This is a genomic window from Luteimonas sp. e5 (assembly GCF_054031035.1).
Window position 1 is genome coordinate 401,461 of the sequence record NZ_JBSTRX010000003.1, and the last position, 15,710, is coordinate 417,170.

Sequence of the window (15,710 nt, forward strand, 5' to 3'; positions counted from 1 at the left end):
CTCATGCGGCGCGCCCGAACAACAGCGAGCAGTTGTTGCCGCCGAAACCGAAGGAGTTGTTCATCGCATGCCGCAGCGGGCGCTGCTCGACATCGAAGCGGATCTGCGGGCCGCAGGCGGGATCGGGCTGATCGCTGTTGAGCGTGCCGGGCAACAGGCCGTGCTCCAGCGCCAGCAGCGCGATCACCGATTCGACGATGCCCGCGGCACCCAGCGTGTGCCCGGTCCAGCCCTTGCTGGAGCCGGCATGCAGCGCCGCGGGGAACAGCGCGGCCACCGCGCGCGCCTCGACACTGTCGTTGGCCGGGGTCGAGGTGCCATGCAGATTGAGGTAATCGACCTGGTCCGCGGCCACGCCGGCGCGCGCCAAAGCATCGCGCATCGCCAGCCGCGCACCGAGCCCTTCGGGGTGTGGCGCGGACATGTGATGGGCATCGCTGGATTCGCCATAGCCGAGCAGGTGCAGCGGTGCATCCACTGCATCCTGCGGGCACTGCAGCAGGGCGAAGCCGCCGGCCTCGCCCAGCGACAAGCCGTCGCGACGCGCATCGAACGGCCGGCACGGCTCGCCCGAGACCAGCCCCAGCGCGTTGAAGCCGTAGAGGATGCTGCCGCACAGGCTGTCCACACCACCGACCAGTGCGGCATCGACCACGCCAGCGTGGATCAGCCGCGCAGCCTGGGCGAACACCTTGGCGCTGGAGGAACAGGCGGTGGCCACGGTCACGCACGGCCCGCGCAGACCGGTCGCGGCCTCGAGGAAGCCGCCCAGCGAATGCGGGGTATGCACCTGCGAGCGGGCGAGATCCGGCGGGAAACGGCCATCGACCAGCCGCGCGTAGGCCTCCTCGGTGGCGCCGATGCTGGAGGTCGAGGTGCCGACCACGATCGCCACCCGTGCCGCGCCGTGACGTTCTCGCGCCGCCGCGACTGCCTCGGCCATGCCGTCCTGCTGCAATGCCAGCCAGGCCAGGCGGTTGTTGCGGCAGTCCCATTGCGCCAGTTCCGCGGGCAGGGCAAGGTCTTCCAGCCCGTCGACGCGGCCGATCCAGGTTGCCAGCGGCGCACCCTCGTGCAGCGGGCCGAAATCATTGCGGCGCAGGCCGCTGCGGCGCTCGCGCAAGGCCTTGAGATGCGCCTCGCGACCACGCCCCAGGGCACTGCTCGCGGTGCAGATGGATATGGCCAGCGGCGGCATCGGGGCAGGCGGTGGAAGCGGGGATTCGGGCACGGACAGGGGTCGGGCAGGGGTGGCGGGAAGTGGCTGCAGTATATCCAGCGAAGCTGAAGCCCCGGTCATCGCAAACCCTTACAATTCAGCTCCATGGGGAGTCGCACGGCCCATCGCCTCCGGCTTGCGCTCGATCGCGACGTGCTGCACGTGGCGGCCGTGGCGTTGACCGTGTGCACGCTCAGCGCCGGGCTGGTCTACGTGGCGTATTTCGCCCATGTGCTGCGCATCGCGCGGCGCGCCGACTGCCAGCCACAGGAAGCACGCTGCCTGCTGCTGTTCGGCAAGCACGCGCCGGGCGGACGCATGGATGCGGACTTCACCGCGCGCATCGAGCGCGCCAGCCTGGTATGGACCCAGCATGCGCCGGAGCGGATGTTCCTGCTCGGTGGCGGCCCCGCCGACGCGCCCAGCGAAGCTGAACTTGCACGCGAGGCGCTGCGCCTGCGTGTCACGCTGGATGAATCACGCCTGCATCTGGAGCGCGAATCACGCGACACCCTGCAGAATCTGCGCAATGCACGGGCGCTTCTGCAGCAGGCGGCCCATCGCGGCCCGGTGCTGCTGCTCAGCAGCCGCTACCACCTCGCCCGCTGCGCGCTGTTTGCGCGCCAGCTCGGCCTGCAGGCCGAGTTGTGCGCCGCCGAGCCGCACCTGCCCTGTAACGCGCGCACCCTGCTGCGCCTGATCGGTGAAGCCGGCTATGTCTGCCTGGCCGATGTCGGTGCGCGCTGGGCGCGCCTGATCGGCTCGCGGCGGATGCTGGCACGCCTGAAGTGAGCGCGCCCTCGCACTCCACGCCTGCCGACGCGCTAGCATCCCCGGCAAGCCTGCCTGCCCGGAGTCCTGCATGCCCTTCCGCCGTCGCCTGCCTGCACTGCTCGCGCTCGCCCTGCTGCCGGCCATGAGCCACGCCGCACCGCCGCGCCACGCGCCCGCCGAACTCACCACGGCGGACTATGCACGCGCCGAGGCGACCCTGGCGCACCGGGTCAATCCGCTGGTCGATGGCGCCGCCGAGGCGCTGGCCTGGCAGGACGATGGCCGCGTGTTGTGGGTGGAAAGCCGGCATGGCCAGTCACGCCTGCGCGGCTTCGACCCGGCCGGTGGCGGCCAGTTCGAGGTGATCGACGGCGCAACCCTGCGCACGGCGCTGGCAGCGGCTTCTGGCACGACCATCGACGGCGATGCCTTCCTCGCCCGCCTGCGCGGCGTGCGTCTGGAACAAGGCCGCTTGCATTTCACCCATGCCGGGCGCGACTACCAGTGCAGCCTGCCCGAAGGCGAATGTCGTCTGGCCGATGCCGCGGAAGGCAAGGCCGCAGGCGCACCAACGGTGAAGTCGCCCGATGGCCGCCGCGAGGTGTTCATCCGCGACTGGAACCTGTGGCTGCGCGAAATCGCCAGCGGCAAGGAGACGCCGCTCACCCGCGATGGCATGCAGGACTACGGCTACGCCACCGACAACGCCGGCTGGGTGCACAGCGACCGCCCGATCGTGCTGTGGTCGCCGAACTCGGACAAGATCGCCACCTTCCGCCACGATGGCCGGCGGGTGAACACCATGACCATGGTCGGCACCAATGTCGGCGCGCCAAGCGCGCAGGCATGGAAATACCCGTTCGTCGGCGACGAACACGTGTTCATGATCGAACGCGTGGTAATCGACCTCGGCGGCGAGCAGCCACGCCTGATCCCGCTGCGCATGGCGCCGGACGTGCACCGCTCGACCAGTTGCGACCACGTCAGCTGCAAGGGGGGCTGGGAAGACGTGCAATGGGCGCCGGATGGGCGCAGCCTCGCCTTCGTCAGCACCGACCGCGGCCACAAGTCGGCGCAGCTGCGCGTGGCCGATGCCACTGATGGCAGCGTGCGTGACGTGTACCTGGAACGCGTCGCCACCCAGTTCGAAAGCGGCATCGGCGGCGTGGTCAACTGGCGTTACCTGCCCGAAAGCGGCGAGTTCCTGTGGTGGACGCAGAAATCGGACTGGGGCCATCTGTACCTGCATGACCTCGCCGATGGCCGGCTCAAGCGCGCGGTGACCAGCGGCGAATGGAACGTCAGCGAACTGCTGCGGCTGGATCCGCAATCGCGCACTGTCTGGTTTTACGGCGTCGGCCGCGAAGCCGGTCGCGATCCGTATTTCCGCCATTTCTACCGCGTCGGGCTGGACGATGGTCAGGTGCGCCTGCTGACTCCGGAGGACGCCGACCACCGGGTGCAGGTATCACCCGATGGCCGTCATTTCGTCGATACCCATTCCACCACCTCGACGCCACCGGTGACGCGACTGCGGGCGATGGACGATGGCCGTGAAATCGCCACCCTGGCGCGCGCCGACATCAGTCGCCTGCTCGCCAGCGGTTGGCACGCGCCGGAGAAGTTCACCGCCAAGGCACGCGACGGGCGCAGCGAGGTCCATGGCATGCTGTGGAAGCCCTCGCACTTCGACCCGAAGCGGCGCTACCCGATCGTCAACTACATCTATCCCGGCCCGCAGACCGGCTCGATCCGCAGCCGCGGCTTTGCCGCCGCACATGGCGACCACCAGGCATTGGCGGAGCTGGGCTTCATCGTGGTCGCGATCGACGGCATGGGCACGCCCTGGCGCAGCAAGACGTTCCAGGACGCCTATTACGGCAACATGATCGACAACACCCTGCCCGACCAGGTCGCGGCAATGCGCGAGCTGGCCGCACGGCATGCCTGGATCGACCTCGGGCGCGCCGGCATCTGGGGCCATTCCGGCGGCGGCAACGCCACCGCCACCGCGATGTTCCGTTACCCCGAGCTGTTCAAGGTCGGCGTGGCGCAAGCCGGCAACCACAACAACCTGAGCTACGAGGACGACTGGGCCGAGCGCTACCACGGGCTGCGCGAGGTGCGTGCCGACGGCACCAGCAATTACGACGGCCAGGACAACGCCAGCCATGCCGCGGGACTGCAGGGCAAGCTGCTGCTGGTGCACGGCATGCTCGATGACAACGTGCCGGTGCAGAACACGCTGCTGGTGGTCGATGCGCTGGTCAAGGCGAACAAGGATTTCGACCTGCTGCTGCTGCCGCATGGCCGCCACGGCTTCGGCACCGGCGCGGACGGCATGTACGTGATGCGCCGGCGCTGGGATTATTTCGTGCGCCACCTGCTCGGCGCCACGCCACCGCCGCAGTACACGATTTCCCCGCCCGATCCGTGAGCGGCTCCTCGCCCGCGCATGCGCGTTTGCGCGCGGCCACGGCACACGACCATGCACGGGTCGATGCCTGTTTTCCCGATGGCCTCGCCGATGCCGCCAGCTACCGTCGCTACCTGCGCGGCATGCAGGTGCTGCTGGCCACCCTGGGCGAAGCCGACCCCGGACTCGCCGAGGATTTTGCCGGCCTGCTCGAGGCGCTGCGGCAGGACCTCGGCCATTCCGTGCCTGCATCCTTGCCGCCGGCACCGCGCATCCCGTGCGCGATGGCACGGCTCGGAGTGCGTTACGTGATCGACGGCTCGGCGCTCGGCGCGCGCCTGCTGCTGCGTCAGGTGCACGCGCTGGGGCCGAACGCCGGCGCGGGCACCGCATTCCTCGCCTATCATGTCGAACGCAGCCAACAGGCTTGGCCCGCGCTGCAACACGCCCTGGCCTCGCAGGATCCCGCCAGCCCCCCGTTCACCGTGCTGCTGGACAGCGCCCGCAACACCTTTGCACTGGCCGCGGATTGCTTCAGGCGCGAACAGGCAGAACCTCCCGGAGGGCCATCGTGCTGATCAACCCGCCCCCTGAAAACGCACTGGAACAGGCCCTGGCGGCGTGCGCCGACGAGCCGATCCGCTTCAGCGCCGCAGTCCAGCCACACGGCTACCTGCTCAGCTGCGATGCCGACAGCGGCATCGTGCGCCATGCCTCGGCGAACTGCGAGGAACTGTTCGAGGTCGCTGCACAGGAATTGATCGGCCAGCCGCTCGATCAACTGATCCACATCGATCTGGCCGGACTGCTGGCAAGCCCGGATGCCGCACGCTTCCGCCGCCTGGCGCAGTACGTGGCCAGCCTCAACATCGGCCCGCAGGCGCGCTTCTGCGACCTCAGCCTGCATCTTGCCCAAGGCCTGGCACATCTGGAGATCGAGCCACAGGTGCATGCCGGGGCGCAGCTGTCCGCCGCCGAGCTGGCGCACGACATGATCGCGCGCATCGCACTGGACGGCGACGATGACGACGGTGCACGGCTGCACGCGACGATGGCCGAACAGGTGCGCCGCCTGACCGGCTTCGACCGGGTGATGATCTACCGCTTTCTCGACGACGACAGTGGCGAGGTGATCGCCGAGTCGCTGGCCGATGGCGTGCCCTCCTATCTCGGCCTGCGCTACCCGGCCTCGGACATCCCGCCGCAGGCGCGTGCGCTGTATCTGGTCAACCGCGTGCGCGTGATCGCCGACACCGGTTACGCGCCGACCCCGATCCTGCCGCCACGGCATCACGACGGCCACGCGCTGGATCTTTCCCTGCACGGCCTGCGCAGTGTCTCGCCGGTGCATCTGGAATACATGCGCAACATGGGCATGGCCGCTTCGATGTCGATCTCGATCGTGGTCGATGACCGCCTGTGGGGCCTGGTCGCCTGCCACCACCGCCGGCCGCGGCAACTGCCGCCACGGCATCGCACCGCGGCCGACCTGCTGGGCATGTTCTATTCGTTGCGCGTGGCCTCGATGCAGCATCTGGCCACTGCCGCACGCAAGAGCTATGCGCGCTCGATGCGCAACCGCATGATCCGCGCGCTGGACGCTGCGCGCGATCCGGCCACGGTGATCGCCGAACTGCTGCCCGACCTGCGCGAAGTGATCGGCGCCGATGCCGCGCTGTACCTCGGCCCCGACGGCATTCATGCCGATGGCGATGCGGTGGAAGGCGCCACCCTCGACGCCGCATTGGCATGGCTGGCCACGCAGTCCACGCCGATCGCCGCCAGCGACGAGGCGCGGCAGTGGCGCGGCGCCGATGCCGATGCCGCGGGCGGCCATGCCGGCGTGCTCGGCCTGCAGCTCTCACCGCAGCACCGCGTGCTGCTGCTGCGCCGGGAACAGGTCGACGAAGTGCGCTGGGCCGGCGAGCCGCTCAAGGACCTGATCAAGACCGACGACGGCATGCGCCTGGCGCCACGTCGCAGCTTCAATACCTGGCGCGAAACCATGCGCGGCCATTCACTGCGCTGGAGCGCCGACGACCTCGACGAGGCCGAGGCCAGCACCATCGTGTTGCGGCGCGCACTGGCCGGGCATCGCCCGCCGACAAGCGACTGAGGCAAGCCGCCGAACGCGTGGTTCAGCCCGGGCGCGGGCCGAACAGGATGCGTCGCGCGGCCTCGCTCATCGGCCCGGAAGGTCGCTCCACCTCATCGGCACGCGCATACGCCCGCGCGGTGGCCGGGCGCTGCGCGATCGCCTCGTGCCAGCGCGCCAGTGCGCGATAGGCGCTGCGGTCGATCGGCGCCTTGGCATACACGTCGATCCACGGATAGCAGGCCATGTCGGCGATGCCGTACGCACCGCCGGAAAGAAACTCGACCTGCTGCAGGCGCCCGTCGAGCACGCGCAGCAGGCGATCGGCCTCGCGCGCGTAACGCTCGCGCGCATAAGCGATCGGTTCCGGTGCATAGACATGGAAATGGCCGTACTGCCCGGTCATCGGCCCGAGGCCCGCCATCTGCCAGAACAGCCATTGCAAGGTGTCCGCGCGCCCACGCAGATCGCGCGGCAGGAAGCGGCCGGTTTTTTCCGCCAGATACAGCAGGATCGCGCCGGACTCGAACAACGGCAGCGGCGCACCGCCATCGGCCGGCGCATGGTCGATGATCGCCGGGATCTTGTTGTTCGGCGAAATGGCGAGAAAGTCGGGCTCGAACTGTGCCCCGCTGCCGATATCCACCGGATGCAGGCGGTAGTCCAGCCCGGCCTCTTCCAGCAACAGGGTGATCTTGTGGCCGTTGGGCGTGGGCCAGTAGTACAGGTCGATCATGCGCGGATCTCCATCGACAAGCGGTTCTGCTCGGTATCGCCGTGCAGGCGCCACCGGCGGGAATGACGGTGTGCGGGCACGCGCAGCCTGCCCGTTACACTAGCGCACATGGATGTTTCCCACCTGCTCGACGGCCTCAACGCCGCCCAGCGCGAGGCGGTGAGCGCGCCACCGGGCCACCTGCTGGTGCTGGCCGGGGCGGGGTCGGGCAAGACCCGGGTGCTGACCCATCGCATCGCCTGGCTGAACGAAGTCCACCAGGTACCGGCGCACGGGATTTTCGCGGTGACCTTCACCAACAAGGCCGCCGGCGAGATGCGCCAGCGCGCCGATGCCCTGCTGCGCCACGGCGCGCGCGGCATGTGGATCGGCACCTTCCACGGCCTGGCTCACCGCCTGCTGCGGCTGCACTGGCAGGATGCGCGCCTGCCCGAAGGCTTCCAGATCCTCGACAGCGACGACCAGTTGCGTCTGGTCAAGCGCGTGTTGCAGCAACTGGAGTTCGACGACGCGCGCTTTCCGCCCAAGCAGGTGATGTGGTGGATCAATGCGCAGAAGGACGAGGGCCGACGGCCGGCGCACATCCAGCCCGGCGGCGACGAATGGGGCGAGGTGATGCTGAACAGCTACACCCTGTACCAGGAGCGCTGCGAGCAGGCCGGGCTGGTCGATTTCGCCGAGATCCTGCTGCGCGCGCACGAGCTGCTGCGTGACACGCCGGCACTGCTGGCGCATTACCGGCAGCGCTTCGGCCACCTCCTGATCGACGAGTTCCAGGACACCAACGCGATCCAGTACGGCTTCGTGCGTCTGCTTGCCGGCGATACCGGGAACGTCTTCGTGGTCGGCGACGACGACCAGGCGATCTACGGCTGGCGCGGCGCGCGGGTGGAGAACGTGCAGCACTTCCTGCGCGACTTCCCCGCGGCGCGCACCCTGCGCCTGGAGCAGAACTACCGCTCCACCGCCAACATCCTCAACGCCGCCAATGCGGTCATCTCGCACAATCCCGAGCGCCTCGGCAAGCAGCTGTGGACCGATGCCGGCGCCGGCGAGCTGATTGATTTTTACACCGCCTACAACGAGGTCGACGAAGCCCGCCACGTGGTCGGCCGCATCCGCCAGTGGGTCAGCGACGGCGGCAGCTGGGGCGATTGCGCCATCCTCTACCGCAGCAATGCGCAATCGCGCATGTTCGAAGAAGAACTGCTCGCCGCGCAGATCCCCTATCGGGTGTACGGCGGCATGCGCTTTTTCGAGCGCATGGAGATCAAGGACACCCTGGCCTATCTGCGCCTGATCGCCTCGCGCGCCGACGACGCGGCGTTCGAGCGCGCGGTCAACACCCCCAGCCGCGGCATCGGCGAACGCACCCTGGACGAGGTGCGGCGCAGCGCGCGCGGCGCCGGAGTGCCGCTGTGGCAGGGCGCGCGTCTGGCGATCGACGGCGGCGGCCTCAATCCGCGCGGACGCAATGCACTGGCCGGCTTCCTGCAGTTGATCGAGCAACTGCAGGAGGAAACCGCCTCGCTGTCGCTGCAGGACAAGATCGACCACGTGCTGGCACGCTCCGGCCTGCGTGCGCATTACGAACGCGAATCACGCGGCAGCATCGATTCGCGGGTGGACAACCTGGACGAGCTGGTCAGCGTGGCGGCGCGCTTCGTGCGTGGCGATGACGAAGCCTCGGCGCAGCTTTCCGAGCTGGTCGAATTCCTTGCCTATGCCTCGCTCGAAGCCGGCGAAGGCCAGGCCGATGCCGGCGAGGACGGGGTGCAGCTGATGACCCTGCACAGCGCCAAGGGGCTGGAGTTCCCGCTGGTGTTCCTGGTCGGGCTGGAGGAAGGCCTGTTCCCCAGCGCGCGCAGCATCGAGGAATCCGGGCGGCTGGAAGAAGAGCGCCGCCTGGCCTATGTCGGCATCACCCGCGCCCGGCAGCGGCTGGTGCTGTCGCATGCCGAATCGCGCCGCCTGCACGGGCAGGAGATGTTCGGCATGCCCTCGCGCTTCCTGCGCGAGATTCCCTCCGAACTGCTCAACGAAGTCCGTCCCCGCGTGCGTACCGCACGCGCATTTCCGACCGCGCGCCCGCGCATGCATGGGCATGCACCGCTGGAAGAGCCGGGCATCGCGCTCGGTGCCCAGGTACGGCATGCACGCTTCGGCACCGGCACGGTGACCGATGTCGAGGGCAGTGGCGCGCATGCGCGGGTGCAGGTCAATTTCGACCAGGTCGGCAGCAAGTGGCTGGTGCTTGCCTATGCCGGCCTGGAGCAGGTCTGAGCGCGACGCGTTCACCCGCCCGTGCCGCGCCTGCGCGCACCATCGAACGCCCGCCTGGAGCACGAACGATGAAATGCGACGTCTGCGGCAATGACTACGACAAGGCTTTCAGCATCGAGATGGCCGGCAAGCGCGGCGTGTTCGATTCCTTCGAATGCGCGATCCACGCCATGGCGCCGACCTGCGCACATTGCCAGTGCCGCGTGATCGGGCACGGCATGGAAGCCGGTGGCGTGTTCTATTGCTGCGCCCATTGCGCGCGCTGCGCCGGCGTCAAGGGGCTGGACGACCGCGTCTGATGCGCCATCGGCAACCGCCGTGCGCGGCGCGCTACCAGCTGTAGAGCTTGTAATACACCGCCGGCAGGTCGTGCGGCCGCTGATCCAGGCGGCCATCGCCATTGCGATCGACAAGGTAATACGGCACTCCGCGCACCGGGGTGATCTTGACCATGCGCAACACGCCGCCGACGCGGTATTCCTCGATCACGTCGCCATTGGCTTCGGTGCGCACCGCCAGCTCCGCGCCCTCCGGCGGTTGCGGTGGATGGCTGGCGCAGGCGGCCAGCAGGACGAGTGGCAACAATCGCGGCAACAGCTTCATCACGGTCCTCCTCGGGGCCTTGGCGCATTACACCACAGGGCGGAATCACCCCGGGCGTAGAATCGCGGCATGAAGAAGCTCGTGCTGATCGATGGTTCGTCCTATCTGTATCGCGCCTTCCACGCGCTGCCGCCGCTGACCAATGCGGCGGGTGAACCCACCGGCGCGCTGTTCGGCGTGGTCAACATGCTGCGCGCGCATATCAAGCAGGCACCGGACTACATCGCCTTCGTGATGGATGCCAGCGGGCCGACCTTCCGCGACGAACTGGACCCCGAATACAAGGCCAACCGACCGCCGATGCCGGACGAGTTGCGCGCGCAGGTCGAGCCGTTGATGCAGATCGTCGCCGCGCTCGGCCTGCCGATCCTGCGCGAGCCGGGGGTCGAAGCCGATGACGTGATCGGCACCCTCGCGCTGCAGGCCGCGCAGGCCGGGGTGGAAGTGATCGTCTCCACCAGCGACAAGGACATGGCGCAACTGGTGCGCCCGGGTGTCACCCTGGTCAACACCATGAGCGGCAGCCGCCTGGACAGTGCCGCGGCGGTGCAGGAAAAGTTCGGCGTGCCACCCGAGCGCATCGTCGATTACCTGTCGCTGGTCGGCGACAAGGTCGACAACATCCCCGGGGTGGACAAATGCGGGCCGAAGACCGCGGCCAAGTGGCTGCACCAGTACGGTTCGCTGCAGGGCGTGATCGAGAACGCGGAGGCGATCAAGGGCAAGGTCGGCGACAACCTGCGCGCGGTGCTGCAGCGCCTGCCACTGAACCGGGAACTGGCCACCATCCGCACCGATCTTGCGCTCGACGAGGATCACGCCAGCCTCGCCCCGCGCGAGCGTGACGAGGACGCCTTGCGCGCGCTGTACCGGCATTACGGTTTCAACCAGGCCCTGCGCGAACTCGATGGCGACGACGCTGCGCCTGCCGCACGCGTCCCGACGCCCGCGCGCGGTTTCGTCGCCGCCCCGGCCACCACCGCAGAGGCCGACATCGATCCCGCGCTCGCCGTCGCCGGCGAGTACGAAGCCGTGCTCGAGCGCGCGCAGCTCGATGCCTGGCTGCAGCGCCTGCAGGCGGCCGAAGCCTTCGCCTTCGATACCGAAACCGACAGCCTCGATCCGCTGCGCGCGACCCTGGTCGGCATCAGCCTCGCGCTCGAGCCCGGCCACGGCTGCTACATCCCGCTCGGTCATGACTACCCGGGTGCGCCGGCGCAACTGCCGCTGGACGAGGTGATCGCCGCCCTGCAACCGCTGTTCGCCGATCCCGGCAAGACGCGCATCGCGCAGAACGGCAAGTACGACCTGCACGTGCTGCAGCGCCACGGCCTCGATGTGCATGGCGTGGAGCAGGACACCTTGCTGCAGAGTTTCGTGCTCGATTCGAGCCAACGCCACGACATGGATTCGCAGGCCAAGCGCCTGCTCGGCATCGACACCGTGCGCTACAGCGACGTCGCCGGCAAAGGCGCCAAACAGATTCCGTTCACCCAGGTCGCGCTGGAGGATGCCACCGGCTATGCCGGCCAGGACGCCGACATCACCCTGCGCCTGGATCGCGTGCAGCGGCCGCGGCTGGCTGCCGAACCTTCCCTGCAGCGCATCTATGACGAAATCGAGATGCCGCTGCTGCCGGTGCTGGCGCGGATCGAGGCCAACGGCGTGCTGATCGATGCCGAGGAGCTGCGGCGGCAGTCCGCCGATCTCGGCAAACGCATGCTCGAGGCGCAGCAGCAGGCCACGCGGCTGGCCGGACGCAGCATCAATCTGGATTCGCCCAAGCAACTGGCGGCCCTGCTGTACGACGAGCTCGGCCTCGAAGCGCGGGTGAAGACCCCGGGCGGCGCACCCTCCACCAACGAGGAAGCGCTCGAAGCGATCGCCGACGAGCACGAGCTGCCGCGCACCATTCTCGACTACCGTGCACTGGCCAAGCTGCGCAGCACCTATACCGAGAAATTGCCGGAAATGATCAATCCGGATACCGGTCGGCTGCATACCAGCTACCACCAGGCCGGTGCCGCAACCGGCCGCCTGGCCTCCTCCGATCCCAATCTGCAGAACATCCCGATCCGCAGCGAGGATGGCCGACGCATCCGCCGCGCCTTCATCGCCCCGCCCGGCCGCGTGCTGCTGGCCTGCGACTATTCGCAGATCGAGCTGCGCATCATGGCCCACCTGTCGCAGGACCCGGCACTGATCAGCGCCTTCGAACGCGGCGAGGACATCCACCGCGCCACCGCCGCGGAAGTGTTCGCCACGCCGCTGGCCGAGATCGATGCCAACCAGCGGCGCGCGGCCAAGGCGATCAACTTCGGGCTGATCTACGGCATGGGGGCATTCGGCCTGGCGCGTCAGCTCGGCATCAGCCGCGGCGAGGCACAGGACTACATCTCGCTGTATTTCTCGCGCTATCCCGGTGTGCACGACTACATGGAGCGCACCCGCGCGCAGGCACGCGAGCAGGGATACGTCGAAACCGTGTTCGGCCGCCGCCTGTACCTGCCCTACATCCACGCGCGCAGCCAGGCGCAGCGTGCCGGCGCCGAGCGCGCCGCGATCAATGCGCCGATGCAGGGCACCGCCGCGGACATCATCAAGCGCGCCATGATCACCATCGATGCCTGGCTCGGGGCGCACCGGGAGCAGGCACGCATGCTGCTGCAGGTGCATGACGAACTGGTGTTCGAAGCCGATGCCGGGTTCGTCGACGAACTGCAGCAGGCGGTCAGCGCACGCATGGTCGAGGCCGCACAGCTGCGCGTGCCATTGCTGGTCGACAGCGGAACCGGAGCCAACTGGGACGAAGCGCACTGAGTCGGGCCATGGCGTGCGCCGTCAGCTAAACAGAAGGTGAATATTCCCCGGAAACAACACTTTCTTAACGGCCCGGTTCAGGAACTATCCATCTAGAAAATGCTCAACTAACACCCGTGGCAGGTGCAACGCCTGCCACCGATCGCTCCCCTCCCCTGGAGTCGATCCCGGGACACGGCATCCCTCCCCAGATCCGTTCCCAACCCCGCCCCGCCGGTCCCCCCTCCGGCGGGGTTTTTATTGCTCCTTTTCCGGCTCCGGCGCCCAGCGTGGCAGCAGCGCCAGCACCATCAGGGCCAACACCGTGGAGATCAGCGCCAGCAGGTTCTGGCCAAGCCCCGCGCTCATGCCGATGGCGGCGGCCAGCCAGATGCCGGCCGCCGTGGTCAGACCGTGCACGCGCTCGCCGTGCCGGCTCTTGAGGATGGCACCGGCACCGAGGAAGCCGATGCCCTGCACGATGCCCTGCATGACACGGGTCACCGGCGCGCCATCCACGCCCATCAACAGCGGCGCCATCACGAACAGCGCCGAGCCCATCGCCACCAGCATGTGCGTGCGGAAGCCGGCGGGGTGACCGCCCCGCTCGCGCTCCCAGCCGATCAGCCCACCGAGCACCATCGCACTCAACAGCCGCACCAGCACCCGGGTCAGACTGTCCGCATCCGGCAGCGAGAACTCCTCCGCCAGTACCTCGATGACTTCGTGCACCATGTCCATGGCCCGATCATGCCATGGCGCTTTCCTGCGTCAGGTGGAGGCCGCTGGGCCGGGTGCGCATCTCACAATGCGCCCTCGTGGATCGGTGATTGCATGCGCACGATCGCGGTGCTTTCGATCGGCAGGCGGAAGGTGGCACTGGACCATGGGCTCCAGTTCCGTTTCAGCGAGTTGTCCGCAGTCAATTCCGTGGGCGGGATCAGGCTGTCGGAGCGGATCACCCTGGACAAGCCGGCCAGCACGCGGTCCACGAACGGAACGATCAGCGGATATTCGTAGGTGACCTTGATCTTCAGGATGTTCGCGTCCTGCACGTTCATCCCGCTGGCGCTGCCCACGCTGCGCGAACGGAAGGCGAGATTGTCATTGGGCAGTGCCCAGCGACCGTCATGCTGGCGTTCGCGGTGGTCGTTCCAGGCGGCGCGCGTCGGGCTGATCACTTCGATGCGCGGCTTGTGCAGCAGGAAGTCCTGTTCCAGCGCCAGGCGTGCCTTGGCCAGCCCCGCCGCGCCCTTGCTGGTGGTGTACAGCGGCATCAAGCCCTGCTTCAGCCCCTTGTGCATTTCATCCATGCGCGCACCGTGCACCGCGCCGGCACGCGCCGCTTCCAGCGCGGCATAGTCCAGCGTCGCCTTGGCGCGATACAGCAGCACCATCTGCACGATGCCCAGGATCAGCAGCAGCAGCACGGGAACCACGACGAGGAATTCGGTGGCCGACTGGCCCCGCTGGCGATACGCGGACGGCGTGCGGAGCCGACCCGGCGCGGTGCGATGGCGAATCATGCGAAATGCTCCTTTCGGGATTGCCAATGCCACGGATGGCCGATGCCCGGCTGCAGCCGATCAAGGGCCCCGGCATTGAACTCGATGACATGGCGTGCCTTGCGACAGGCGGCGAATCGTCCCGGGCGCACCCGCTCGCGCCAGCCGCATACGCGCCGTTCGCGGTCGAGGAACACCAGGTCAAGCGCATAGCCCATGCCGAAGGTATGCACCGAGCCGCACGGGTGGATCCACAGCGCCTCGCGCGCCTCGGTGTGCAGCGGTCGGCGACCGAGCAGGCCGCGCATGCGCGAATGCCAGCGGTCGGCCAGCCACGCCGTCGGCACGATCACGCGGCCCCCATCGCCGGCAGTGATCGCCCCGACCTTCACAGGATGCCTTCCTGCAGCATCTTCAGATAGATGAAGTAGCCGATGAACAGGAAGATCAGCGGGAAGAAAAACATCACCAGTGGCAGCATCATCTTCACCGGTGCCTCCAGCGCGAGCTTCTCGGCACGCAGGAAGCGCTCCTCGCGTCGCTGCGTGGCCTGCGCGCGCAGCGTGTCGCTCAGATTCGCGCCGACCTTGTCCGCCTGGATCAATGCGCTGGTGAAATTGGTCACCTGCGGCACATCCATGCGCGCGGCCATGCGCTTGAGCGCTTCGGCCCGCGGCAGGCCGGCACGCAAGTCGCGCAGCATGCGCGAGAACTCGTCACCCATCGGCCCCGGCGGCCCTTTTTCCACCGATTTCTCGATCGCGCCGGTGATGTTGAGTCCGGCTTCCACCGCCATGGTGATGAAGTCCAGATACACCGGCAGTTCGCGCACCACCCGCCGCTCGCGCACCTTGCGCCGGTCGCGGACCCAGATCAGCGGGTAGCTGACCCCCAGCACGGTACCGAACAACACGCAGAACAACACCGTGACAAACGACCACTTGCCCAGCATCAACACGCAGAACAGCAGCATCAGCACGGCGATGATGGCGCTGACGATGCGCATGCCGTACAGCTCCTCGGGCGTGAGCAGGTAGTCCTGCCCGGAGGCCTGCAGCAGGCGGTGGGTCTTTTCCAGTTGCGTGGTCTTCAGCCGCGGTGCGACGAAGCGGGTGGCCATGGTCACCAGTGGCCACAGCATGCGCAGCGGTGCCGGCAGCGGGTCCTGATAGCTGCGGTCGTCAAGCTCGACCTCGCGCACGATCCCGCGTGAAGCAGCGAGGATCAGGAACACCGCGATTCCGACCAGCAGCGCAACGACGATGGGCAGTACGGTCATC

Annotated in this window: 14 protein-coding genes; 7 read left to right on the top strand and 7 right to left on the bottom strand. The window is 68.1% G+C overall.

Features of this window, described 5'->3' with window-relative positions; genetic code table 11:
* Window position 1 precedes the first annotated feature (1 nt).
* A complete protein-coding gene (locus tag ACW11F_RS10960; protein ID WP_456996943.1) occupies window positions 2-1,198 on the bottom strand; it encodes a beta-ketoacyl-[acyl-carrier-protein] synthase family protein in 1,197 nt (398 codons plus the stop codon).
* 126 nt (window positions 1,199-1,324) lie between these two features.
* On the opposite strand from ACW11F_RS10960, the gene ACW11F_RS10965 reads away from it, so the two are divergent.
* From ACW11F_RS10965 to ACW11F_RS10980, 4 genes are all read left to right on the top strand, one after another.
* Window positions 1,325-2,011: a YdcF family protein gene (locus tag ACW11F_RS10965; RefSeq protein ID WP_456996944.1), complete on the top strand. Its 687-nt coding sequence runs from the start codon at window positions 1,325-1,327 to the stop codon at window positions 2,009-2,011.
* 70 nt (window positions 2,012-2,081) lie between these two features.
* Window positions 2,082-4,430: a DPP IV N-terminal domain-containing protein gene (locus ACW11F_RS10970; RefSeq protein ID WP_456996945.1), complete on the top strand. Its 2,349-nt coding sequence runs from the start codon at window positions 2,082-2,084 to the stop codon at window positions 4,428-4,430.
* Window positions 4,427-4,987, top strand: a complete 561-nt coding sequence (locus ACW11F_RS10975) for a biliverdin-producing heme oxygenase (RefSeq protein ID WP_456996946.1) — start codon at window positions 4,427-4,429, stop codon at window positions 4,985-4,987. Before ACW11F_RS10970 ends, ACW11F_RS10975 begins: the two co-directional genes overlap by 4 nt.
* Complete coding sequence (locus tag ACW11F_RS10980) at window positions 4,981-6,525, top strand: GAF domain-containing protein (protein WP_456996947.1); 1,545 nt, start codon at window positions 4,981-4,983, stop codon at window positions 6,523-6,525. The genes ACW11F_RS10975 and ACW11F_RS10980 overlap by 7 nt, the downstream gene beginning before the upstream one ends.
* Window positions 6,526-6,547: 22 nt before the next feature.
* Here the strand turns inward: ACW11F_RS10980 and ACW11F_RS10985 are convergent, their stop codons facing one another.
* Window positions 6,548-7,240, bottom strand: coding sequence for a glutathione S-transferase N-terminal domain-containing protein (locus tag ACW11F_RS10985; RefSeq protein ID WP_456996948.1), 693 nt, complete (start codon window positions 7,238-7,240; stop codon window positions 6,548-6,550).
* Between the two features lie 108 nt (window positions 7,241-7,348).
* Here ACW11F_RS10985 and uvrD point away from each other — a divergent pair, with 108 nt between their 5' ends.
* Together uvrD and ACW11F_RS10995 are read left to right on the top strand one after the other, a co-directional pair.
* Entirely contained in the window at window positions 7,349-9,523 is a 2,175-nt protein-coding gene (uvrD, locus tag ACW11F_RS10990; RefSeq protein WP_456996949.1) for a DNA helicase II, read from the top strand.
* A 68-nt stretch (window positions 9,524-9,591) separates the two neighbouring features.
* Window positions 9,592-9,822, top strand: a complete 231-nt coding sequence (locus ACW11F_RS10995; protein ID WP_456996950.1) for a hypothetical protein — start codon at window positions 9,592-9,594, stop codon at window positions 9,820-9,822.
* A 31-nt stretch (window positions 9,823-9,853) separates the two neighbouring features.
* Here ACW11F_RS10995 and ACW11F_RS11000 read toward each other — a convergent pair whose 3' ends face one another.
* Complete coding sequence (locus tag ACW11F_RS11000; protein ID WP_456996951.1) at window positions 9,854-10,126, bottom strand: DUF2782 domain-containing protein; 273 nt, start codon at window positions 10,124-10,126, stop codon at window positions 9,854-9,856.
* A gap of 69 nt (window positions 10,127-10,195) precedes the next feature.
* Between ACW11F_RS11000 and polA the strand changes: the two genes are divergently transcribed.
* Window positions 10,196-12,946, top strand: coding sequence for a DNA polymerase I (gene polA / locus ACW11F_RS11005; protein WP_456996952.1), 2,751 nt, complete (start codon window positions 10,196-10,198; stop codon window positions 12,944-12,946).
* Window positions 12,947-13,183: 237 nt separating this feature from the next.
* Here the strand turns inward: polA and ACW11F_RS11010 are convergent, their stop codons facing one another.
* From ACW11F_RS11010 to ACW11F_RS11025, 4 genes are all read right to left on the bottom strand, one after another.
* Window positions 13,184-13,666: an MgtC/SapB family protein gene (locus ACW11F_RS11010; protein WP_456996953.1), complete on the bottom strand. Its 483-nt coding sequence runs from the start codon at window positions 13,664-13,666 to the stop codon at window positions 13,184-13,186.
* A 62-nt stretch (window positions 13,667-13,728) separates the two neighbouring features.
* Window positions 13,729-14,451: a TadE/TadG family type IV pilus assembly protein gene (locus ACW11F_RS11015; protein ID WP_456996954.1), complete on the bottom strand. Its 723-nt coding sequence runs from the start codon at window positions 14,449-14,451 to the stop codon at window positions 13,729-13,731.
* Window positions 14,448-14,822, bottom strand: a complete 375-nt coding sequence (locus ACW11F_RS11020) for a DUF192 domain-containing protein (RefSeq protein ID WP_456996955.1) — start codon at window positions 14,820-14,822, stop codon at window positions 14,448-14,450. The genes ACW11F_RS11015 and ACW11F_RS11020 overlap by 4 nt, the downstream gene beginning before the upstream one ends.
* Window positions 14,819-15,709 (bottom strand): type II secretion system F family protein, encoded by an 891-nt coding sequence (locus ACW11F_RS11025; RefSeq protein WP_456996956.1) that lies wholly within the window; start codon window positions 15,707-15,709, stop codon window positions 14,819-14,821. The genes ACW11F_RS11020 and ACW11F_RS11025 overlap by 4 nt, the downstream gene beginning before the upstream one ends.
* Between the last annotated feature and the right edge of the window lies 1 nt (window position 15,710).